At 57.7% G+C, this 22,596-nt stretch carries 15 protein-coding genes; 1 reads left to right on the forward strand and 14 read right to left on the reverse strand.

All coding sequences use genetic code 11. The features are described 5' to 3' along the window. Positions 1-6: 6 nt before the first annotated feature. The 4 genes from M0G74_RS09600 to M0G74_RS09615 are packed head-to-tail and all read right to left on the reverse strand — an operon-like array spanning position 7 to position 5,395. Positions 7-777, reverse strand: a complete 771-nt coding sequence (locus M0G74_RS09600; RefSeq protein ID WP_248216369.1) for an SDR family NAD(P)-dependent oxidoreductase — start codon at positions 775-777, stop codon at positions 7-9. Positions 778-797: 20 nt separating this feature from the next. Beyond that, positions 798-1,970 (reverse strand): acyl-CoA dehydrogenase family protein, encoded by a 1,173-nt coding sequence (locus M0G74_RS09605; protein ID WP_248216370.1) that lies wholly within the window; start codon positions 1,968-1,970, stop codon positions 798-800. 23 nt (positions 1,971-1,993) lie between these two features. Continuing rightward, positions 1,994-4,147, reverse strand: a complete 2,154-nt coding sequence (locus tag M0G74_RS09610; protein ID WP_248216371.1) for a 3-hydroxyacyl-CoA dehydrogenase NAD-binding domain-containing protein — start codon at positions 4,145-4,147, stop codon at positions 1,994-1,996. Positions 4,148-4,186: 39 nt separating this feature from the next. Next, positions 4,187-5,395 carry an acetyl-CoA C-acetyltransferase gene (locus M0G74_RS09615; RefSeq protein ID WP_248216372.1) on the reverse strand — a complete coding sequence of 403 codons (1,209 nt, stop codon included), beginning with the start codon at positions 5,393-5,395 and terminating at the stop codon, positions 4,187-4,189. Positions 5,396-5,565: 170 nt separating this feature from the next. Between M0G74_RS09615 and M0G74_RS09620 the strand changes: the two genes are divergently transcribed. After that, positions 5,566-6,570: an AraC family transcriptional regulator gene (locus tag M0G74_RS09620; RefSeq protein ID WP_248216373.1), complete on the forward strand. Its 1,005-nt coding sequence runs from the start codon at positions 5,566-5,568 to the stop codon at positions 6,568-6,570. Between the two features lie 72 nt (positions 6,571-6,642). Here M0G74_RS09620 and M0G74_RS09625 read toward each other — a convergent pair whose 3' ends face one another. From M0G74_RS09625 to M0G74_RS09670, 10 genes are all read right to left on the reverse strand, one after another. Continuing rightward, complete coding sequence (locus tag M0G74_RS09625) at positions 6,643-8,682, reverse strand: hypothetical protein (RefSeq protein WP_248216724.1); 2,040 nt, start codon at positions 8,680-8,682, stop codon at positions 6,643-6,645. Positions 8,683-8,966: 284 nt separating this feature from the next. Next, complete coding sequence (locus M0G74_RS09630) at positions 8,967-9,452, reverse strand: DUF4334 domain-containing protein (RefSeq protein ID WP_248216374.1); 486 nt, start codon at positions 9,450-9,452, stop codon at positions 8,967-8,969. A 1-nt stretch (position 9,453) separates the two neighbouring features. Continuing rightward, the gene (locus M0G74_RS09635) at positions 9,454-10,497 is read right to left on the reverse strand and encodes an NAD(P)-dependent alcohol dehydrogenase (protein WP_248216375.1); all 1,044 of its coding nucleotides are present in this window, start codon (positions 10,495-10,497) and stop codon (positions 9,454-9,456) included. A gap of 68 nt (positions 10,498-10,565) precedes the next feature. Further along, positions 10,566-12,260 carry an AMP-binding protein gene (locus tag M0G74_RS09640; protein ID WP_248216376.1) on the reverse strand — a complete coding sequence of 565 codons (1,695 nt, stop codon included), beginning with the start codon at positions 12,258-12,260 and terminating at the stop codon, positions 10,566-10,568. Between the two features lie 139 nt (positions 12,261-12,399). Continuing rightward, the gene (locus M0G74_RS09645) at positions 12,400-13,542 is read right to left on the reverse strand and encodes an acyl-CoA dehydrogenase family protein (RefSeq protein ID WP_248216377.1); all 1,143 of its coding nucleotides are present in this window, start codon (positions 13,540-13,542) and stop codon (positions 12,400-12,402) included. Positions 13,543-13,582: 40 nt separating this feature from the next. Then, positions 13,583-14,782 carry a phosphotransferase gene (locus tag M0G74_RS09650; RefSeq protein WP_248216378.1) on the reverse strand — a complete coding sequence of 400 codons (1,200 nt, stop codon included), beginning with the start codon at positions 14,780-14,782 and terminating at the stop codon, positions 13,583-13,585. A 119-nt stretch (positions 14,783-14,901) separates the two neighbouring features. Further along, complete coding sequence (locus M0G74_RS09655; RefSeq protein WP_248216379.1) at positions 14,902-17,235, reverse strand: TonB-dependent receptor; 2,334 nt, start codon at positions 17,233-17,235, stop codon at positions 14,902-14,904. A gap of 213 nt (positions 17,236-17,448) precedes the next feature. Next, positions 17,449-20,274 (reverse strand): LuxR C-terminal-related transcriptional regulator, encoded by a 2,826-nt coding sequence (locus M0G74_RS09660; protein ID WP_248216380.1) that lies wholly within the window; start codon positions 20,272-20,274, stop codon positions 17,449-17,451. Positions 20,275-20,374: 100 nt separating this feature from the next. Continuing rightward, positions 20,375-21,349: a nitronate monooxygenase family protein gene (locus M0G74_RS09665; RefSeq protein ID WP_348983706.1), complete on the reverse strand. Its 975-nt coding sequence runs from the start codon at positions 21,347-21,349 to the stop codon at positions 20,375-20,377. A gap of 46 nt (positions 21,350-21,395) precedes the next feature. Then, on the reverse strand, positions 21,396-22,553 hold the full coding sequence (locus tag M0G74_RS09670) for an acyl-CoA dehydrogenase family protein (protein WP_248216381.1): 1,158 nt from the start codon (positions 22,551-22,553) through the stop codon (positions 21,396-21,398). Between the last annotated feature and the right edge of the window lie 43 nt (positions 22,554-22,596).

Raw genomic sequence — 22,596 nt, forward strand, 5'->3', positions numbered from 1 at the left:
TATCGATCAACGCGGCTGCATGCGGATGCCGGCATCCATACGGATGCACTCGCCGTTGATATAGTCGTTCTCCACGATATGCGCCGCCAGTGCCGCAATTTCGCTGGTTTTACCCAGGCGCTGTGGGAATACCGTGGAGGCTTCCAGGGATTTGTAATAAGACTCTTCCACCGTTTCGAACAGTGGCGTGTGAATCAGGCCGGGAACAATAGTGTTTACACGAATACCGTAACTCGCCAGTTCGCGCGCCATAGGCAGGGTCATACCGACCACCGCACCTTTGGTTGCGCTGTAAGCAACCTGGCCAATCTGGCCTTCATAGGCAGCAACGGAGGCGGTGTTGATGATGACTCCGCGCACACCGTCCTCATTCACCGGCTCGTTTGCGGCCATGCGCTCGGCGGCGAGGCGCGCCGTGTTGAAGGTGCCCACCTGGTTGACCATCACCACTTTCATATAGCTGTCCAGGGGATGGGGGCCGTTCTTGCCGTAGGTTTTACAGGCGGAACCGATACCCGCGTAGTTGTTCAGAATATGCAGGGCACCGAAGGTTTCGATCACCCGGGTGATGGCGGCGGCAACGGATTCTTCGTCGGCCACATTGACCTTGCAGAACAGGGCGCGCTCGCCAAGGGATTCTGCCAGTGCCAGACCGCCCTTTTCGTCCAGATCAAAGATCGCCACATTCGCGCCGTCTGCGATATAGCGCTCCACGGTGGCTTTGCCGAGGCCAGAGGCCCCGCCGGTTACGATGGCTGTTTTATTCTTGATATCCATAGTAATTACCTTAACGAATCTTAAATTCGGTCGATAAACGGTTTGTAGTCCGGCTGCATAAATTCGCGGCTGATCAGCAGCTTCATGACTTCCGAGGTGCCCGCGTAAATACGGGTGATGCGTGCATCCGTGTACATGCGGGAAATCGGGTATTCATCCATATAGCCGGAACCGCCGTGCAGTTGCACGCCCTCATCCACTACCCGGCACAGGAGTTCACTGGTCACCAGCTTGGCCTTTGCCGCATCCACCGCACTCAACTCACCGGCGTTCACCGCTACAACGCACTGGTCGATATACACCTGTTGCATATCCAGGTCCGCACGCAACTCCGCCAGCTTGAACTGGGTGTTCTGGAAGTCGGCCAGGGTGCGTCCGAACATCTTGCGCTCGCGCACAAATTCCAGGGTGATATCAAATGCCTTCTGAGCGGCGGCGATAAACTCCGTGGCGGCGATCAGGCGCTCTTCCGCCAATGCTTCCATTAAATGAGAAAAGCCTTTGGTTGGATCGCCCAGCACATTTCCCTTGGGAATCCGTACATTGTTGAAAAACAGCTCCGCGGTATCCTGGGCCTTCTTGCCCATCTTTTTCAGGTTGCGACCGCGCTCAAAACCTTCCATGCCCCGCTCTACCAGAAACAACCCGATCTGCCGCGGGTTGTTGACCGGATCGGTTTTCGCCGCGACGATAATCAGGTCCGCGTTGATACCATTGGAGATAAACGTCTTGCTGCCGTTCAGCAGAAAGTGATCCCCCTGATCGACAGCCGTCGCGCGCATGCCCGCAAGATCGCTACCTGCATCCGGCTCGGTCATGGCAATGGCGAGAATGGTATCGCCACTGACACAACCGGGCAGGAAACGCTGCAACTGCGCTTCGGTACCGAAGCGCTTCAGGTAGGGACCGACCAAGCGACTGTGCAAAGTGGTGTACCAGTCGCCGGTGAGGGCGTACTGGTTTTCCTCGATGATGATCTGCTCGAAGCGGAAGTCATCATCCCCGAGGCCGCCATACTGCTCGTCCGGCCACACCATCAGGAAGCCCATTTCCCCGGCTTTACGGAAAGCCTGGCGATCGACGATGCCCGCCTCTCGCCACCCTTCCATATACGGCACAATTTCTTCCTGCAGGAACTTGCGGTAGGCATCCCGGAACATGACCTGTTCTTCGGTGAAATTTCTCTTCAGCATATTGGTACGCTCTACAAAAGCCCTCAGCGGAAACTCTGCCCTTTATCCAGGGTTTCCTGAACAATGGCCGGTGGCAGGAAGCGGTCACCGTATTCCGCTGCCAGTGCGTTGGCGCGGTCGATAAATTTCTGCAAGCCGTAGGTGTTTACAAACTGGATAAAACCACCGGTCCACATGGGTGCGCCGATACCCAGCAGTGAACCCACGTTGCCGTCGGCCACACTGCGCAGTACACCTTCCTGCAGGCATTTCAGGCTTTCCACCACCTGGCGGAACAACAGGCGATCCTTGATATCCTCGTTGGGCATGGCCACATCGGCATTGAAATACAGCTCGTAAAGTTTCGGCCAAACCTGTTTGCTGCCATCCTCGGCGTACTCGTAGTAGCCGCCGCCGTGGTATCGGCCACCGCGATTGAACTCGCTGATCAGACGCTCACACACCTCGATGTTACAGCTATTGTCACCCTTGCTGCCGAGTACGCCCATTTCGCGATGGGTTTCTGCAGCCTTGCGGGTCAGCTCCTGGCTCACTTCATCCTGGATGGTAAGCGGGCCCACTGGCATGCCTACCTGCGTGCCCATGGCATCGATCAATACCGGGTCCACGCCTTCCACCAGTAAACGCGCGCCCTCGTCGAGGAAGGTACTGAATACGCGGGAGGTGAAGAAGCCCAGGGAATCATTGACCACAATAGGGGTTTTACGAATCTGCTGGGCGTAATCGAAGGCCTTGGCCAGAGTCTCGTCGCTGGTCTGTTCACCGCAGATGATTTCGATCAGCGGCATCTTGTCCACCGGTGAGAAGAAGTGGATACCGATAAAGTTTTCCGGTTTCTTGCTCACTTCCGCCAGCTGGCTGATGGGCAGGGTTGAGGTATTGGAACCAAACACACCGCCCTCCGCGAGGAAAGGCTCTGCTTCCTGGGTGACCTTTGCCTTCAGTTCGATATTTTCAAATACCGCTTCGACAATCAGATCGCAGCCCTGCAGGTCTTCGTAACGGTCGGTGGCCTTGATCAGCCTGAGCAACTGTTGCTTGTCCTGCTCGGTGGCGCGACCGCGCTCGATCTGTTTATCCAGCAGTTTTGCGGAATAGGCCTTACCCTTCTCCGCCGCTTCCACGCTGATGTCTTTGAGCACCACTTCGATACCACTGCGCGCGGAGGAATAGGCGATGCCCTGACCCATCATGCCAGCACCGAGAATACCGACCTTCTTCACCTGAGACTTTTCAATGCCCTTCGGGCGGCTGGCGCCACTCTTGACACTGTTCATCTGGAAGAAGCCGGTGGTGATCATATTCACCGCCTGCGGCGTGGTGATCAGATAAGCCAACGCGCGGGATTCATAGCGCAGAGCGGTATCGATATCTACGGTGACCGCCTGTGCGGCCACGTCGAGAATTTTTTCCGGTGCCGGCAGCAGGCCGCGGGTTTTCTTGAACAGCATGGCCGGAGCACTCGAAAGTACCATATTCACCTTCGGGCTCCAGATATCACCACCGGGTACCTTGTGGCCTTTCTGATCCCAGGGCTGCTGTGCGGACTGTGGGTTTTCCGCAATCCATTTTTTCGCTGCGCTGACCAGGTCTTCGGTAACCTCGATCAGCTGATCCACAAGGCCAGCTTTCTGTGCGTCGCGGGCCTTCATGTGTTTGCCTTCGAGAAGGATTGGTAACGCCTTTTCCAGCCCCAGCATATGAATAGAGCGCACCACACCGCCACCACCGGGGAGTAAGCCAAGAGTCACTTCCGGCAAGCCAATGGACACTTTAGGGGAATTCCAGGCAATCCGGTGATTACACGCAAAGCAGATCTCCAGACCGCCGCCCAGGGCAGCACCGTTAATGGCCGCCACTACCGGTACCGGCAATTTTTCCAAGCGGCGCAGGGGCGCCTTGACGCCGCTCTCGATCATTTCAAACTGTTCTGGTTCACCGCCCGGAGCCACACTGGACAGCGCCTTGAGATCGCCGCCGGCAAAGAAGGTGCTTTTCGCAGAGGCCAATACCACACCGGTCAGGCCCTCTTCTTTTTCCAAGCGGTCGAGAGTCTCCGCCATACCAGCACGGTACTGTTCGTTCATGGCATTGACCGGGCCATCCATATCCATAGTGACGGTCACTACGCCATTGCTGTCTTTGTCGTAAATAAATCCGTGGAATTTATCAGCCATTGTTCTCACCGTTTAAATTTGTTCGTTAACCGAAATCTGTTACACACGCTCGATAATGGTGGCGATACCCTGACCGCCGCCCACGCAAAGTGCGACCAAGCCGCGTTTCAAATTGCGGCGCTCCAGTTCGTCGAGCATGGTGCCCACCAGCATGGCGCCGGTAGCGCCCAGTGGGTGCCCCATGGCGATGGCACCGCCATTGACGTTGGTGATTTCGTGGGAGATATCCAGGTCCTTCATAAACCGCAGGGCAACCGCGGCGAAGGCTTCGTTAATTTCAAACAGGTCGATATCGGCAGTGGTCATACCCGCCTTGGCCAGTGCCTTTTTCGCCGCAGGGCCCGGGCCTACCAGCATAATGGTGGGATCGGTGGCGAGTACTGCGGTTGCGACGATACGACCGCGGGGCTTCAACCCCAGATCCTTGCCGGCCTGTTCACTGCCGAGCAGCACCGCAGAAGCGCCATCGACAATGCCGGAGGAATTACCGGGCGTATGCACGTGATTGATCGCCGGCAGCTGTGGGTATTTGCGCAGCATCAGGTCGTCAAAACCGATGCTACCCATGGGCGCAAAAGACGGCTTCAACTGCCCGAGCACTTCCAGGGTGGTATTCGGTTTAATAAATTCATCTCTGGCCAGAATGGTCATACCGTTCAGGTCTTTTACCGGCACTACGGAGCGGTCAAAGTAACCTTCACTCTGCGCCTTGGCCGCACGCTGCTGGGAAGCCAGTGCGTAGCTGTCGACATCCGTGCGGCTCCAACCTTCAATGGTGGCGATGGTGTCGGCACCGATACCCTGGGGGACTGCGCCGTCGTGTACATTCACTTCCGGGTCATTTAACCAGGCTCCACCGGCGACACCCATTGGCACGCGAGACATGGATTCCACACCACCGGCGACCACCAGTTCTTCCCAACCGGAGGCGATTTTCATCGCCGCAATATTCACTGCTTCGAGTCCGGAGGCGCAAAAGCGGTCGAGTTGCACACCGGCAACACTTTCATCCCAGTCCGCAAATTGCACGATGGTTTTGGCGATGTCCCCGCCCTGCTCGCCAACCGGAGAAACACAGCCCATGACCACATCGTCCACGCGGCTGGTATCCAGGTCGAAGCGCTGCTGCAACTCGCGCAACAGACCGGCGCCGAGCGCTACCGGCTTGACCTCGTGGAGCGAACCATCTTTTTTGCCCTTGCCTCGCGGGGTGCGAATGGCGTCGTAAATATATGCGGTATGAGTCATCGCTGATTCCTGTTATGTCGAATAGCTCGAAATAGTTTGTACAACTCGAAATATGAACCTTTTATGCATTATGGTGTGTACAAATGGGCCTCAACAAGAACATACCGCCCCATAAATTGACATTTTATTCCCAGTGCGCAAAATGACGGGAAAGCAAAAAGGGCACACCGATGCAGGACTTTTCTATTCCGGTTTCGTTTTTACACGCGGTGTTACGCTTTGCCCCAGAACAGGGAATAAGCCCGGAAAAACTGCTTCACCGCTGCGGTATCCCGCCCAAAATTTTGCTGGACGAAAGCGCCCGGGTCAGTGCCCGCCAGTACGCCGATCTGCAGACGCTCGCCATGCGCGAAATGGGTGACGAAATCCTCGGCTACACCCAACCACCAATGAAACTCGGCACCGGCGCAGCCATGTCGCACTGGATGATCCACACCCACAATCTTGGTCAGGCACTCAAACGCTACTGCCACTTCTACGGCATGATTGAGCGCGGCCTAAAACCACAGTTACTACTGACTCGGGAAATGGCACACCTGCGCTTTTCCCTGTGGGAAGGCCAGCAACAACCGGAACCCTATGCCTTTGAAATGGTCATGTTTGGCCTGCACCGTTTCGCCTCGTGGCTAACTCGGCATAATCTGCGTATTAGCCAGGTCACGCTCAATTACCCGGAGCCCGACCACGCCCGCGAGTACCGGGCGATCTTCCTCGGTGCACCGATCACCTTTTCCGCAGAACACTGCGAGCTGCAATTCCGCCGCGACCTGCTGCAAAAGCCCATCCGCCAGACCCAGGAAACCCTCGACGAGTTTTTGCGCCACCCGCAGCGCAATCTGCTGCTGGGCAATTACAACCTGCAAAGCTGGATTGGCCGCACCCGCTCGCTGCTGCGACAGAACATGATCGAGATGCCCACCCTGGTTGAGGTGGCCGAGAATCTGGGCACCAGTCCGAAAAAACTGCGCCAGCAGCTTGGGGATGAAGGCATTCGCTACGGCGAACTGAAAGAACAACTGCGCCGCGACGTTGCCATGCAACACCTGGCCGATAATGAGATGTCTGTCGAGCAGGTCGCCTTCCTGACCGGCTTTGCGGAGTCCGCTACGTTTATTCGCGCATTCCGCAAGTGGACCGGGTACACCCCCCATGCCTACCGCAAAAAGTACTATTAAAACTACGACTCAAAAAAAGGGCCGCTCACAAGGAGCGGCCAAAATCCACAATAACGACTGTTGAGAAAACAGTTACAGGGTCTTCATATACTCGATCAGTGCGTAACGCTCTGCATCGCTCAGGGACTGGGTAAATTCATGACCCTGGTTACCCATACCGTAAAGATAGCTGTTAAAGATCATGCGCGACTTGATCTGCTTATCGGTAATCGGTGGCGGAGACTGGTAGGCCAGTGAATTGAATTCCGCCACCTTGTTGGCCACGTTGGCGAACAGAATATCCGGCGTCGCCATATCGTTGGTACAGGGCAGGAAGGGCGAAGTCAGCATGCTGTTACTGCACTCCAGCGACTCGTATTTCCAGCCTAGCTTGTCGAAATCAAACGCCGCAAAGGTCATATCCAGGCCGCGGTTTTTGCCGAAAATACCCGGATCCGTCTGCTGACGCTTCCAGATTCTGGAGCGGGCGGACGGTTTCAGTACACCCCACATATCCGGCACACTGCCGTTGTGGAAGAAAGGTGCCCCGCCCCACACCCCGTACAGCGGCGGCGCGATATAGCCGAAGGGATCAATCCACTCGTTCGGTCCCAGCGGCGAGAACAGCGGACCTTCACCGCGGTCATACTGGGAGCGCGGAACGCGATTCAGCTCACTGACCACCAGGCTGTCCACGAAACCGGTGTGATCCGGGCTGAGATCGTTATACGCGAGGAAAGAAGTATTCCAGGCGCGGCGCTTCTTCTCGTCCGCCATCAGGTTCGCGCGCTGCGGATCGGTACCGATGGTCTCCAGTGGAGTGATCACACCAGCCACCCCTTTCAGTCGAGGATCCGGCAGGTAATCGGTATTCGCAGCGTGGCGCGGCGAGTAAACACCGTGACAGCTGGCACAGGAACCGTTACCCGGCGTCTTTGGTATTTCCGCGTTTGCACCATCCGCCCACAGATCCCGCTCGTGGAAAATAACCGCACCCTGCTCTGCCAGCGCCGTGTCAACTTCTCCCGGGTATGCGGGCGGCGACATGGAAATCAGGAAGTTATCGATATCCTCAAACTCCGGTGTCAGCGCACGACGCTCTTCCGCATTGCGGGTGAGGTTCGCCATACCGAAGGCCGCTTCCGAACGCACATTGTCCGAGGTCAATGCACCGTCCCAGAACTGGCGGGTTTTAAACGCGCGGTGATACCAGTGTGGCGCCTTGCTCTGGCCGCCGGCGTGGCTCGGGAAGTACTCGAGCAGGCTGGGAGCCAGCAGCATGGTGTCCATGTCAAACAGCGCCGGCAGGTAGTCGATGATACCAATGGCATCGGTGTTGCCGCGGTTCACACTCCAGGGAATGGGTGCCAGTTGCAACGGCTGGGTAATCACATTTGCGCGGAACAGATCCGACTGAATCAGGCCCGCATCAATGGAGCCGTTGGCACGCCCCCATTTAAAATAGGATTCGCCATCGCCACCAATTTTGGAGTCGTGACAGCCGGAACAGGTGGAGGCGATCATGCCGGTATACTGGCCATCTTCATCCTTGACCTGCACCAGCCCCATTGGCAACTGGCCACTACCACCGTTGGTCCACTTGGGGTTCTCCCAAGGGTACGGATAAGGGTTATTGTACGGCGCCTTGGTGAGCCCATAGCGCTTCATTACCTGATCGTCGAAATCCGATGGACGGAGTAAATAGCCCCAGGTTTTATAAAGTTTGTAATAGGCTTCTGAAGTACTGAAAAACTGGAAATAATCGCGTCGTTCCAGATTTTCCTTGCCCCGCGCCACACTCGCGCGGTATTCACCACAGGTGGTCGGATTGGGGGGAAGTTTTTCCGGATCCTGAATAAAGGGTTCCGGCGGGTTATGTAGATCAACCCAGAACGCATTGAACTGCACCGCGGAATTTGGATTATTGACCCCTTCTACCACCAGGGTACGAGGATCCAGAGGAATTGGCGTATTGTCTGGCTGGCCTTCACAACCCGCCGCCAAAGGCGCGCGGATCGACTGCTGGTCCAGCAGCGGTAGTTCTTCACTAACGGCGGGACCGGTCACAGCCAGTCCTGACACCGCCAGTAAAACGGCGGGCAAGCCCAAGCCCTTCGCTTTCTGACGAATCATCGGAGTATCTCCAAAAGTTGTTATCTTTATGCTTTTGGATGCACTAACGCGCAAACGCGTTGAACGCAGCATCTCACCATCGTGATTTACGATATGAAATCTGCGATTTTTTTACTTCGTCTGAATGGATGAATTTTGGAAAAAGAGCGGCAGAGTTGGCGTTTCAAGAAACGTGCGCAGGGTCATTCACCGCTGCGCAGCAGTAACAGTTCACGTTTTTGCGGGTCGTTGTGTTATGCGAGTAGATGCGTTATGCGGATAGTTGCGTTATACGGATAGTTGCGTTATGCGGCTAGTCGAGACAGGAAAAATATCAGAGGGCGGTCGTTACCTTTCTGATCCATCACGCCCACCACCAGGTCCTCGGTGACTTTGCGGAAATGATCAAATACCGGACTCTTGTCGTAAATCATGGTGGCCGTGGCTACACCGCGAAACACCACCTCCCGCAGTGAAGCCGTACCCAATATATCGTTCACGATACGATTACCCGCCGCGTCCAGGCTAATAATGGGGTTGACCTCGTTGGCACTGCTAAAGCGTTTGCCATGCCAGTTCATTGCCGCCAGTTGCTGTTCAACCGGGTGGTTGTGGCTCAGGATACCTCCAGTCCAGTCTCCCAGCATCCGCGACGCAGGCATCGCCGGCAGGCTATCGAAAAATTCAAACAGCGCGATGTCCTGTGGTGCACCCTCTTTCAGATTCTGAAATTGCGTTTTCAGACAATTGCTCGCAGCACCCGACTTCGCAGTATTCAAGATGGTATCCATACTAGTTCCCCTCACCTGACATCATCAGGACTGGCTTGATGGTGACACCGGCAGACAGGTCCGCAAGCGCCTGGTTGATTTCGGCAAAGGGGTAAGTGCGCACCAGTTTTTCCAGCGGCAACCTGCCCGCCTGAAAATACTCGATCATCTGTGGGATAAACGATTTCGGATCTGCATCCCCTTCCACGGTTCCCCGCAGGGTACGGCCGCCAAACACCAGTTCCCGCGGTGAAAGAGACAGATTGCGCCCGGGGGCACTGACACCGGCACACACCAGTTGGCCGCGCTGGGCCAGTGCGCGAAACGCCGTTTCGATAACCGGGATACTGCCAGTGGCATCGACTGCGCCGTTCAGCCAACCGTGATGTTTCAATGCCGCAGCCAGGTCAACATCCCGGCTGACGATCGCCGCCGTTGCGCCCAGTTCCAGCGCCAGTTCGGTGCGCGCAGGATTCAGGTCCACCGCGATAATTTCCCGGCAGCCCGCAATCGCAGCCGCCATTACAGCGGCAAGCCCCACGGTACCGCAGCCAAAAATAGCTACCCGGTCACGGCTGCCCGGTTGCAACACATTCAGTACCGCCGACATTCCGGTCTGAACGCCACAGGCCAGCGGCGCCATCAACGCCGGTGGCAGGGCAGCATCCAGCCGCACCATATTGTGGGTGCTTGCCACCGTGTGTGTGGTAAAGGATGACTGTGCAAAAAAGTGACTGGTAATTGGCGAATTGCCGAGCGACATGGGAGCGCTGCCGTCAATCCGGCGGCCGGCAAAATTCAGGGCCAGTGCCGACTGGCAATAGGCTGGAGCCGCTTCACGACAGGCGCGACAGCCACCACAGGCACCGAAACTCATGAGCACCCGATCACCGGGGGCAAAGCCACTAACGCCCTCGCCCAGGGCCTCGATAATGCCCACGCCCTCGTGCCCCAGTACCGCGGGCAGCGGCGTCCCCAGCTGTCCGCCCATGGCGAGCAAATCGGTGTGGCAGATACCACAGGCTTCGAGCCTTACCCTCGCCTCCCCCGGTCCTGGATCAGACAACTCACAGGTTTCTATATCAACGATCGCACCAGTGCGCGCAACTGCAGCCTGAGTCCTCATAATTAAATTCAGCCTTCCCAGATAACTTTCTGATTCTGGGCCCGCCACTGATCCGCAAACTGCATATAGCGTTCTTCGATCTCGTTGCGCTTCAGCTTCATGGTCGGTGTCAACAGGCCACTTTCGATGGTCCAGGGTTCCTTGACGATCACCACATAATTCAAGCGCTCGTGATCTTCCAGCTGTTGATTGATTTCATCCAGGTGGGATGAAAATTCCCGTGCGAAGCGATGTTTGTCTTCGTCACAGGATGGGTTCAGCGCGCCGGGGGAGAGAACCGCCAGGGCGAATGGCTGCGGCTGACCGGGACCGGTAGCGCAGATCACTTCGATACCCGGGTGCGCACCGAGCATATTTTCAATGGGTACCGGCGCAACGTATTTACCTTTGCTGGTTTTAAACAGATCCTTGGTGCGCCCGGTTATGCGCAGGCGCCCTTTTTCGTCCAGCTCACCGCGGTCACCGGTATGAAAGAAACCATCTGCGGTGAGACAAGCCTGGGTTTCCTCGGGCATTTTGTAATAGCCCATCATCTGTCCCGGGCTTTTTACCAGCACTTCACCGGTTTCATCGATGCGGCACTGGACACCCTCCAGTGGTGTACCTACGTAACCCGGGCGCACTTCACCAATTCGCGCCGCATGGGAGGCAGCACAGTTTTCGGTCATACCGAATACTTCCAGTAAATCCAGCCCCAGTTTGCGATACCAGCGGATGATTTCCGCCGACAAAGGCGCAGCACCGGTAAGGCCCACCTTGACGCTGTCGAGCCCCAGTTCCTGCAGAATTTTCTTCTTGATCTTCGAGGACAGAAACGGAATAGCGAACAGCATTTTCTGCTTCGCCGGAGGAATTTTGGCGTTGACTGCCTGGTAAAACTTGGTCCACAAACGGGGCACCGAAAAGAAACGCGTGGGCCTTGCCCGTTTCAGATCCGCCGGAAATGTTTCCAGGCTGTCGTTGAAAAATATCTGGAAGCCCAAGATGAGCGACGGAATTTCCACGGCGACCCGTTCCGCAACGTGGGCCAGGGGCAGATAAGAAAGCATGCGGTCACTGGCATCCGGCAGCCACAGGTTTACCGAACAGCCCGCCGGTGCGGTCAGGGAGCGAAAGTTATGCATCACCCCCTTGGGGCGTCCGGTCGTGCCGGAGGTATAGATAATCGTCGCCAGCGCTTCGCGGCCGCGCAGAACCACATCTTTTAGCGGCGCAAAATTCTTTTGCACCTGATCCCAGTGCACTGACTTTTCCGCGCGTACCGAAGGCGACATGGGCAGGCACAGCAGCGGAAGGCTCTCCGGCAGTACCGGGGCCAGTTCACCCCAGCTGTCGGTGACTCCGTCCAAACGTCCCACCACCATCAGTTTGGCTTCACTGTGCTCCAGTACATAGGTACAGGCATCGGCACCCAATGTGGGATACAGCGGTACCGGCACATGACCAGCCATCCAGATAGCTAAGTCGGCAATGATCCAGTGGGCACTGTTTTTTCCGATCAGCGCAATATTGCTGCCTTCCGGCAGGTTCAGTGATGTGAGATAGGCGGCTGCCCGCCGCGCCTGTTCAGCGACCTGGCCCCAGGTGTAGGTTTCCACCTCACCGTTCGGGAGTGGCTGAGTAAGGTAAATTTCGTTGGGTTTTTCTTTTTCCCAGCGAAGCACATATTCAAGAGGCTCGGCGAATTCAACAACCTGGCTCATAGGTGACCTACCTTCTCTCATCGTTTTATTGTTTTGACTCAAGCTAATCGCCCACCCAACGGCTGTCAATCAGCCATTGGGCGGGAAATCCGCGACTGGAACTAAGCACACTGTCACTTTTTTTGTCACAGCGACGTTGTTATAGCGACCGCGCAATCAACTCCTTCATAATCTCGTTGGTGCCGCCGTAGATACGCCCCGCACGGGAATCGATATAGGCTTTGGCAATGGGATATTCGAGCATATAGCCATAGCCACCATGCAGCTGTACCCCCTCGTCCACTACCCGGCACAGCAGCTCCGAAGTCCAGAGTTTTGCCGCGGCCGCCGCTTCCGGTGCCAGCTTGTTCTCCAGCACTTCCTCGATACAGCGATCCACAAATACTTGGCCGATTTCAATTTCGGTTTTCATCTCCGCCAGTTTGAAACGGGTATTCTGATAGTTGGCCACCGGCTGCCCGAACACCTTGCGATCACGGGTATATTCAAGGGTATTCTGCAGGGCCGCACGGGCGCCGCTGACAGACAGAATGGCAATGATCAGGCGCTCCCAGGAAAGTTCACGCATCAACTGGATAAAGCCCTGCCCTTCCACTTCTCCCAGCAAATTTGACTGGGGCACGCGCACATTCTCAAAATACAGCTCACAGGTGTCCTGCGCCTTCATGCCGACTTTTTTCAGGGGCTGCGCCTTGCTGAAACCGGCGCGGTCCGCCTCGACCAGGATCAGCGAGGTATCTTTTACCCCATCGCCACTATTGCCGGTCTTGGCTACCACCACCACGATATCCGCGAGATATCCGTTGGTGATAAAGATTTTGGAACCGTTGATGACATAGTCATCGCCGTCTTTTTCCGCACGGGTCGTGATCGCCTGCAGGTCCGAGCCGGTGCCCGGCTCACTCATGGCGACGGCACCGACGGCCTCACCGGAAGCCATCCGCGGCAACCACTGTTGCTTCTGGCTTTCGGTACCGAAGTTATAGATATAGTTGGCAACGATATCCGAATGCACGGTAAACCCGGGCCCGGTAGCGCCAACGTAACTTTGCTCCTCCATCAGTACGGTGCTGTAGACACGGTCGCCGCCCATGCCGCCGTACTCTTCCGGGATCGTCATGCACAGCAGGCCGAGCTCACCGGCGCGGTACCAGAGCTCCCGGTCCACATGCTGCTGCTCTTCCCAGCGCTCGTGATGGGGCATCACTTCCGATTCCAGAAACCGCTTGACCATGCGGCGAAATTCTTCGTGTTCCGGCTGGAACAGGGTTCTCGGGATCATGCGAACTCCTTACTGCGTCGTTTTTTCAGTGTTCATTTATTCACGCAATGACATTGCGCCGTTTCTGCATCAGAGACATGGCATCCCAATCAAAGATCGCCATACAGTTTCTGCGAATACGTTTCATCAGTTCGGTGTTCTGCGCGAGGCTATCCTTCAGGAAACCCGTCGCGCAGATATTGAAGATCAGGGGACCAAACAGGTTAAACCGGTAATCTTCACAGGCCTCGCGGAAGGGATACTGGGTTCCGCTCTGTTCGAATACCCGGCAGTAGCGTTGCAACAGGGTGGCTTCGCTGTTGTTGCGCGCAACATAGGACAGGTCATTGGAAAGCAGGCTGGCCACGTCGTACATCGGATTGCGTACACCGGCGAGTTTCCAGCCGACCAGGCTGGCCCGGCAAGTAGCGCCGTCGCGCTGGAACAGAACATTCTCCAGACGCGCATCGCCGTGACTCAGGGTGAGGATATGCCGCTCGTAGCGATGCCAGTCCGCTACGTAGTCGGCAAATTTTTCTACCAGTCCAAAATGTCCCTGGGCCAGGGTACCCGCGTACACTTCCCGTAAGGCATCCACACCCACCCGATAGCGATGGGCAATAAACCGGGCATTATCGCGTTGCCGTAATTGCCATTGGGGTGCGGAAGCCGGTGATGTGCGCACGAAACAACCGTGCAGTTGCGCAAGCTCCTGCAGTACAGCTTCATGCTCCGGCTGGTGTTCATCGGGACTCGCATCCGAGGCATAAAACTCTCCACCACAGTCTTCCAGCAATAAGTTGAATTGCTGTCCATCTGCTGCCGCAAAAATCAAACCGGGCACCCGGCAAGCGTAATGGGAGTTCAGTTCCTGATAGGCGGAGGCCTCTCGCGCAAATGACTGCCGGATAAACGCCTCCCACTGCGGGGTAGGCAGCGGACGGGAAAATTTGGCCAGCACCGTTGCCGGTGCCGCACCGCTGGTATCTGCAAAGCGCAGATGCAGACGAACCAGAATATCAAAGTCATTGGAAGACAAAGGTTCACAACTGAATCCGACGAGCTCCGGCCACTGTGGATTGCACAGCTGCAGCGCAGCGCTCAGCCAGGACTCGGTAAGCGCTTCTGGAGACTGGAGCGCCGCCAGGTCCGCACTCCCCTCTCGCGACCCGCGAAGATCGGGAAAAATAACACTCCCCGCGCCGGCCCCAGAGCGTTCGCCTGCCGTATTCTCGATGTGTGTGGTTAGCGTCTGGCTCATAACACCACCTGATACCCTGTACCTGACAATTCAAATCCCTGCAGTTCAACCTTCACTGCACTCCGATGCGCGGTCTCGAAATGGCTACCGAAACCGCGCACCTGTTTCACGCCTTTCGATCAGAAAGTGCCGCGCAGGGTCACTCCATAGGTGCGCGGCGCGGATACATATCCGTTGGCATCATCTCCCTGCAGCGGGGAGTTGAAGTGCTGGGTGACATAGCGCTCATCGGTGCAGTTCTGGCACCAGGCCGCCAGAGTCCAGCCCGATGCTTCCGAACGCACGCCAACATTGGCTGCCACTTCGCCCTGATTACCACGCATCAAGTCATTCGAAGTGTTTGTATAGAGTTCGGTGGAATAGTTGATTCCGACACGCCCGAACAGGCTGAACGCACTGGACAGGGGCTGGTCGACACTCAGCGCCAGGTTGCCCGCCCACTCCGGTGCATGGGCGAACTCGCGATCGGCCAGATTCCCCAGTACCGGATCGCGACCAAAGCTGGCGTCAGCGATATGGGTGACATCAAAATTAAGACTGAAGGCATCGCTCAACAGGAATTGGTTTTCCACCTCCAGGCCGTAAGCCGTGGCTTCCGGGGCATTGTCGATGGTGAACTGGGTACCGATAAACTGTGCGATCTGCAGGTCACTGATGTCGTTGTAGAACAGCGCCACGTTGGTGCGCGCACGCCCGCCGGCGTATTCACTTTTCAGGCCCAGCTCGTAACCGTCAACAAACTCGGATTTGTAGGTGGGATCCAGCGGTACCGCACCGGGTACTTCCGCCGGGTTGTTATCCAGTGTACCGGCCGCGGTGTTGTCGATATTGACCCCGCCTGATTTGTAGCCGCGACTGTAGGAGGCATAGGCCATCATGGCGTCATCGATCTGGTAGCGGGCAGCAAGGGTGCCGCTCACCGCACTGTCTTTGAAGGTATCGGTATATTCGGGCCCGGGCTGTACGCGGAGCAGGCGGAATACCGCGGTAGGTGCGGGCGAGAAGTAATTGCGAATCATCGCCCCTTCTTTTTCATCCCTGGAATAACGGGCTCCCAGGGTCAGGCCTAACTTTTCGGTGACGTCCAGGTTCCAGTGGGTAAAGGCCGCAAAGGTGTTGCTGTCTGCCGGCATATCAATATCGCTCCAGATACCCGCACTGGCGTCGGCGTATCCTGCCGGGATTCCGGCAGCCCCTAGGTAGGCATCAAAATATATCTGCGCCTGGTCGCCCCAACCCAGTTCGTGGTGCGCGGCAATATCTTCCTGGGCCACGTAGACTCCGGCCACATAGTCAGCGCCGATAAAGGGACCGAAGCTGTCGAACACGCCGTTCAGGGTAAATTCCTGGGACACCATTTCGGTGTTGAGGGCTTCATTGATGATCAGGATATTGGCACCGGTGAAGTCCGCATCCATATTCCACTGGGAAATAGTCCAGTCGCGATAACTGGTCACGGAGTTGAGCGTCTGCCCGCTCGCCAGTTCCCACTTCAGCTTCAAGACCGCGCCCTGGTCCTTGATGTTCTGATCGGTATCGCCGCTCAGCACCTGCTGGTAATCGTCGAAATCTTCCGAGGGTGCCTTGAGGCCGCGAGCCGGTATCAGGACATTGCTAATGAATGGTTGCAGGGGGCCGTCTACGACGTCGATCTGGCCGTAACAGCAGTTGTTTTCTTCATCGGACCAGTCGGCGATAAGCTGTGCGGAAAAGGTGTCCGAAGGCTCGTACAGGAACTGCGCTTTCAATGCGCGGGGCGAACGCTCGTTATAGTTGCCACCATTGGGATCTTCGATAAAGCCATCCTGCTGCCCCCAGAGGCCGGCAATGCGCACGGCAAAGTCGTCGCTCAGCGGGATATTCGCTGCACCACGGGCCATCTGCTTGCCGTAGCTCCCCGCGGTCACTTCGTAATCCATGGTCACCGCCTCGGTGTCAGGGGCCACGCTGTTGAGAATCAGGGCGCCGGCGGAGGTGTTCTTGCCAAACAGGGTACCCTGGGGGCCGCGCAGGATTTCCAGGCCACCGATATCCAGCCAGTTCTGCATCGCCTGACCGGCACGGGTGCGGTAAACACCATCGACAAACACGCCCACCGCGCCTTCGAAGGCCCGGCTATTACCCACGGTGCCAATGCCGCGAATCATGATATTGGCACTGTTGGCCGCACTGTTGGTGACATCAAACTTGATGCTGGACGAGATCTGCTGAATGTTCGCGATACTGTCCACCTGGGCCATGGCCAGGTCTTCAGCGGTCGCCGCGGTCACGGCCACCGGTACGTCCTGCATGCTCTCGGCGCGACGCTGGGCGGTAACCACAACTTCCTCCAGCTGGCGCCCCTCACTCTGCTGCGCCATCGCCGGCGCTGCCGCAACAATGGCAGAAGCCAGGGCACTGGCCCGGAACAGGGGATTGCCGGAAATTCGGGTTGGTTTGCTATTCATCGCCATGGGAGATCTCTCCTCAATCATTATCTTTATTGATATGGCGGCACTTGTACGGCCTGGCCGCGCCTTAACCTCACACTACATCCAGTTATTGATTGGACTGGAGGCAGTATGCGAAGGCGACAGCGAAAAAAACTCGTCCATTCCGATGAAATTTCACCCCCATCCGGCTGGCGGTGAACCGGGCTGGTGCAGCACCAGCTCAATGGAAGTGATTCAACCGATAAGATTCAGTTTGCGCGCAACCGCGACCGCTTCGGTGCGGCTCTGGGTGTGGAGTTTGGCGTTGATGTTGCGCAAGTGAGTGCGCACGGTATTTTCCGAGACGAACATACGCTCGCCGATAGCGCCGTTGGAAAGCCCCTCCCCCAGCAGGCAAAGCACCTGAAATTCCTTGCGGGTGAGTTTTTCTACCGGCTTGCCATCCGGGGTTTGCACGGGCTGCGCCGTGGGTGCGGCTGCGGTGGGCCCTCCACCGGCAGTATCGCCACTGATACCACTGCCGGCGGCCACCGCCAGCTCCCGCACCAGTTGCCGGAAAATCGTTTGCGGGTCGCGCGCAAGTTGCGCCTGGTCAAACGGCACCCCCTGCTGGCTGGCGAGGCGCTGCAGCAGCTGTACCGCCAGCTCGCCCTCGTCGAGAATCAAACGCACATAGTGTTCAGAGGCCGCGATGCGCAATACATCGCGCAGTTGCCGCAACGCGGCCTTTTCATTGCCCGCGCGGTACAGGGCGAGCGCATACAGCAACCGGAGTTTGAGTGCCCGACGCCCGCGCCCGGCGGCCTCGGCCAGTGAAATCTGCGGCTTGAGACTACGCGCCGCAGCGTCGCTATCGGCGAAGTGAATCTTCCAGCGCAGCTCCGCATCGGCCGGGGTATCCAGGTCACTGCCGAACAGGGACCAGTGCGCGAACTTATCCCAGTCTCCGGCAGACTGAGCGCGCTTCAATTCATCGCGGGCAGACTGTTTATCGCCCTCCAATAGAAAGATCCGGCTGCGCTCCAGACGGGCACTGGCCACCAGACGTGGCAGTTCATTGCGGTACCCGAAATATTCCAGCTCGGTAATGGTCTGGAAGGCGCCGTCGTGATCACCGCGGGCATAGAGAATCCGCGCCAGGTTGCGATGACCGCAGATCAGGTGGTCCGGCACCCCCTGCTCCTGCACCAGCGGCACATACACCTGCAGCAGGCGCTCGGCGTCGGCGAACTGCCCGCTTTCGTACCAGACCTCCGAGAGCAGCACCGCTGCCATCGCATTGCCGTTAGTGACCGGGCGACCATTGCGCTCGCTGACACCGGCCGCGAGACGGAAGCGCGCCGTACCTTGGCGCAGGCGCCCCTGCAGCAGCTCGATGGCGCCCTCCACGCACTGGGCATAGATATGGGTAAACGGCGTGCAATCGATCACCTGCAGTCGACGGCCTTCGTCCAGCAGATCCTGGGCCTCGCGATAGTTGCCCACCACCAGCGCCACATAGGCGAGTGAGGTGCGCAGAATCGCATGGGGAAAGGTCTCGGTGACCGGCAACCGGGAAAGATTGTCGGAAGCAATTCGGTAGGCCTCATCGTGGCGGTCCAGCATCGACAGCAGCATGGGCCTGAGGGCCATACCATGCCGGTGCACCAGGGATAGGGCCGGCGCCTCCTGCTCGTATTCACTCAATTGCGCCATGGCTTCCGCGGCACCGCGGGTAAAGGCGATCGCCCATACATGCACCACCTGCAAACCCGGCCACTGCTGCAGCTTGCCGGCGGGTACCAGCGTCATCAGGCGGATAAGCAACAGGCCACGGCCATCCCCCAGAAGCCGCTCGGCGTGACCGGCAAACAGGGGCAGCGCATAGTCCATATCACCGGACTTGAGCGCCTGCTCAATGGCGGGCACCACCCGCCCCTGGGCCAGGTAGGCCTGCGCCGCGGCACGGTGCAAGGCGGTGACTTTTTGCGGGTAACGCTGCTGCAGTTGCCCCTGCAGGAAACCGGCGAACATGCTGTGGTAGCGGAACCAGCGCCCCTCCTCGTCCATTGGCTCCAGCAAAAAGCGGTTGCGGGACAGGGCCAGCAGTCGCTCCTGGCTACTGCCGCGAACACCGACGGCCTCGCAGACCGCATCGCACAGCTCGGCGGAAAGTTGCGGCAGCACACTGGTGCTGAGCATAAAGTCCCGGAGCTCTTGTGGCTGATTGGCCAGCACCTCCTCCCCCAGATAATCCGCCACCAGTGCACTGGAGCCGGAAAAGCCGGCCACCAGCCCGGCCGGATCGCGACTCTGCTCCAGCGCGAGATAGGCCAGCCACAGGGCCGCGGCCCACCCCTCGGTGGTCTGGTGGAGAGTGGCAATATCTTCCGGGGCGATTTCCAGCCCGCATTCCCGCAGCAGAAATTGCGCGGTTTCCTCGGTGCTGAAGCGCAGGCTGTTGGCATCCACTTCCTGCAACTGTCCGCGGGCACGCAACCGTGCCAATCCGATATCGGGTTGAGTACGGGAACCAATGATCAGGCGGCCACCTTCCGGCAGCCGCTCCGCCAGCTGACGCACAAAGGCGAGAGCGACGCTGTTTTGCAGCACCTCAAGATCGTCGAGGAACAGTGCGAAGGGCACCGGCAACAACTCCACCCGATCCAGCAGATCCATCGCCGCCGCACCCGGTGCATCGTCACCGTGTTCCACGGTATCCGCAGACAGACTATCGAGAGCGCGGGCGAGAAAATGCAGCAGGCGGGCACTGTCGTTGTCCGCCAAATCTAGGCGCATCCAGGCAGTCGCTACCCCCTGGGCGGAAAGCTGCTCGAACAGTTGGCGCATAAGCGTGGACTTGCCGAAGCCCGCGGGTGCCCGGATCAGGGAGACGCGCGCGCTTTTGTCGAAGCCATTGCTTCGGGTCAGCTGTTCCGTCAGTGCGGAACGAAATATCTGGAAAGGCGGTGCCTGGGGACAGCACAGCTTGGCGGGTTGCGCCATCACCCGGCGCTGGCGGTGCTCAGGCGCGGTGGACGGACGCGATGGTTCGGGCGGCTTGCCTACAGACTCAATCATCGGCCGAGTAGTATTTATTATTTGATTCGAAAATAAGTGGGGCGCCGGACCCTGTCAACCGCAATCCCGGACGCCCGTAAGGAAACAGTCAAAAACCGGACTATCCGAGCAGCTCCGCCCGGGTTCGTATCACCGATCTGGCCTCTTCCACCATACGCGACAGCAACTCGGCACAACTGGGGATGTCATTGATCAGGCCGATCACCTGCCCAGCGGTCCAGATGCCCCCCTCCACATCACCCGCTTCCAATACCTGCTCGCGTCCGCGCACCCCCGCGACCAGCGGTTGCAGGTCAGCGAAGTCGGTATCTCCCGGACGTGACTCGATGGAAACCACCTCGGAGGCGATGGAGTTGCGAAATACCCGTGCGGTATTGCGCAGGGTGCGGAAAATCAGTGTGGTCTGGCGCTCGTCGGCTGCCACCATGGCCTGCTTTACATTCTCGTGCACCGGTGCTTCCCGGGTGGCGACAAAGCGGGTCCCCATATTCACCCCTTCCGCCCCCAGCATCAGTGCCGCCGCCAGCTGATAGCCATTGCCGATACCACCGGAGGCAATCATGGGAATGGACAGCTTTGATGCCGCTACCGGCAGCAATACCAGATTGGTTACATCGTCCTCACCCGGGTGACCGGCACATTCGAAGCCGTCCACACTGACCGCATCACAGCCGATAGCTTCCGCCTTGAGCGCATGGCGCACCGAGGTACACTTGTGGATGACCTTGACCCCGTGTTTGCGAAACAGCGGAATAAACTCTTCCGGATTGCGGCCCGCTGTTTCAATCACCTTAACGCCACCGTCGATAGCCGCCTGCGCGTACTCGGTGTAAGGCACCGGCTTGATCGTTGGCAGTATGGTGAGGTTTACCCCGAAAGGCTTATCGGTCATTTCCCGGCAGCGCTGAACTTCCCGGTACAGATTTTCCGGGGTGGGCTGGGTGAGCGCCGTCAGGATCCCGAGGCCACCGGCGTTGGAAACCGCCGACGCCAGCTCCGCGCGTCCAACCCACATCATGCCGCCCTGAACAATCGGGTAATCAATACCCAGCATTTCAGTAATTTTTGTTTTCACAGTGCGCCCTCCGGCATCAGAAAAATCGAGAACTTATCGACCCAAATCAAGCATTCTTGGTGCGGTAATCCAACCCCATGTCCCGCGAGATAATTTCGCGCATCACCTCGCTGGTGCCGGCGTAAATCCGCGAAATTCGCGCATCCGCGTAGCGCCGGGAAATTCGATATTCGTCCATATAGCCAGCGCTGCCGTGAAACTGCAGACACTGGTCGACCACCCGCCCTTCCAGTTCCGAGCAAAACAGTTTTACCTTGGCCGCGTCCGCACCACTCAGTTCACCGGCGTTTTGCGCCTGTACACTGCGATCTACAAACACCTGCGCCACATCCAGCTCGGTGCGCATGCTGGCAAACTGGAAACGGTTGTTCTGGAAACTCGCTACCGGGTTTCCGAACACTTTGCGTTCGCGGGTGAATCCAAGGGTTTCATCCAGAGCAGCATTGGCATTGGCCAGCGAACAGGTCGCACTCTGCAGGCGCTCTTCCGCCAGGTTCTGCATCAGGTAATAGAATCCTTTATCCGGCTCCCCCAACTGGTTGGTCTTGGGAATTCGCACATTGTCGAAAAACAATTCCGCGGTGTCCTGGGCCTTCATCCCCAGCTTGTCGAGGTTGCGCCCGCGGCTGAACCCCTCCATACCCCGCTCGACCAGAAACAACCCGACCCCGTACCTGGCATCGCTGGTACGCGCCGCCACCACAAACAGGTCGCCAATAATGCCGTTGGAGATATAGGTCTTGGCCCCATTCAAAAGCCAGTGATCACCGCAATCCACGGCCCGGGTTTTCATAGCTGCCAGGTCAGAACCGGTATCCGGCTCCGTCATGGCGATCCCCAGAATCGTCTCACCGCTGATACAACCGGGATAAAAGCGGTCTTTCTGCTCTTCCGATGCCAGATTACCGAGGTAACGACCCACAAGGCGGTTGTGGGTGGGAATGAAAATATCGCCACAACCGGCCCGGTACAGCTCTTCAATCAGCACCTGCTCGTAGCGGAAATCTTCCAGGCCGAGGCCACCAAAGCGCTCTTCCGCCCACATGAACAGAAAGCCGCTGTCCCCGGCCTTGCGAAAGATCTCGCGATCCACCACACCCTGCCGGCGCCATTCCTCCATCTCTGGCACGGCTTCCGCCTGCAGGAATTTGCGCACGGAATCCCGGAACATTTCGTGCTCACTTTCCAAGGGTCTCGCTATCACGACTCGGCTCTCCTGTTTTTATTCAGCTGTTGGCAGCATACAC

Origin of the sequence: Microbulbifer sp. CAU 1566 (assembly GCF_023156515.1) — a bacterium.
Classification (GTDB): domain Bacteria; phylum Pseudomonadota; class Gammaproteobacteria; order Pseudomonadales; family Cellvibrionaceae; genus Microbulbifer.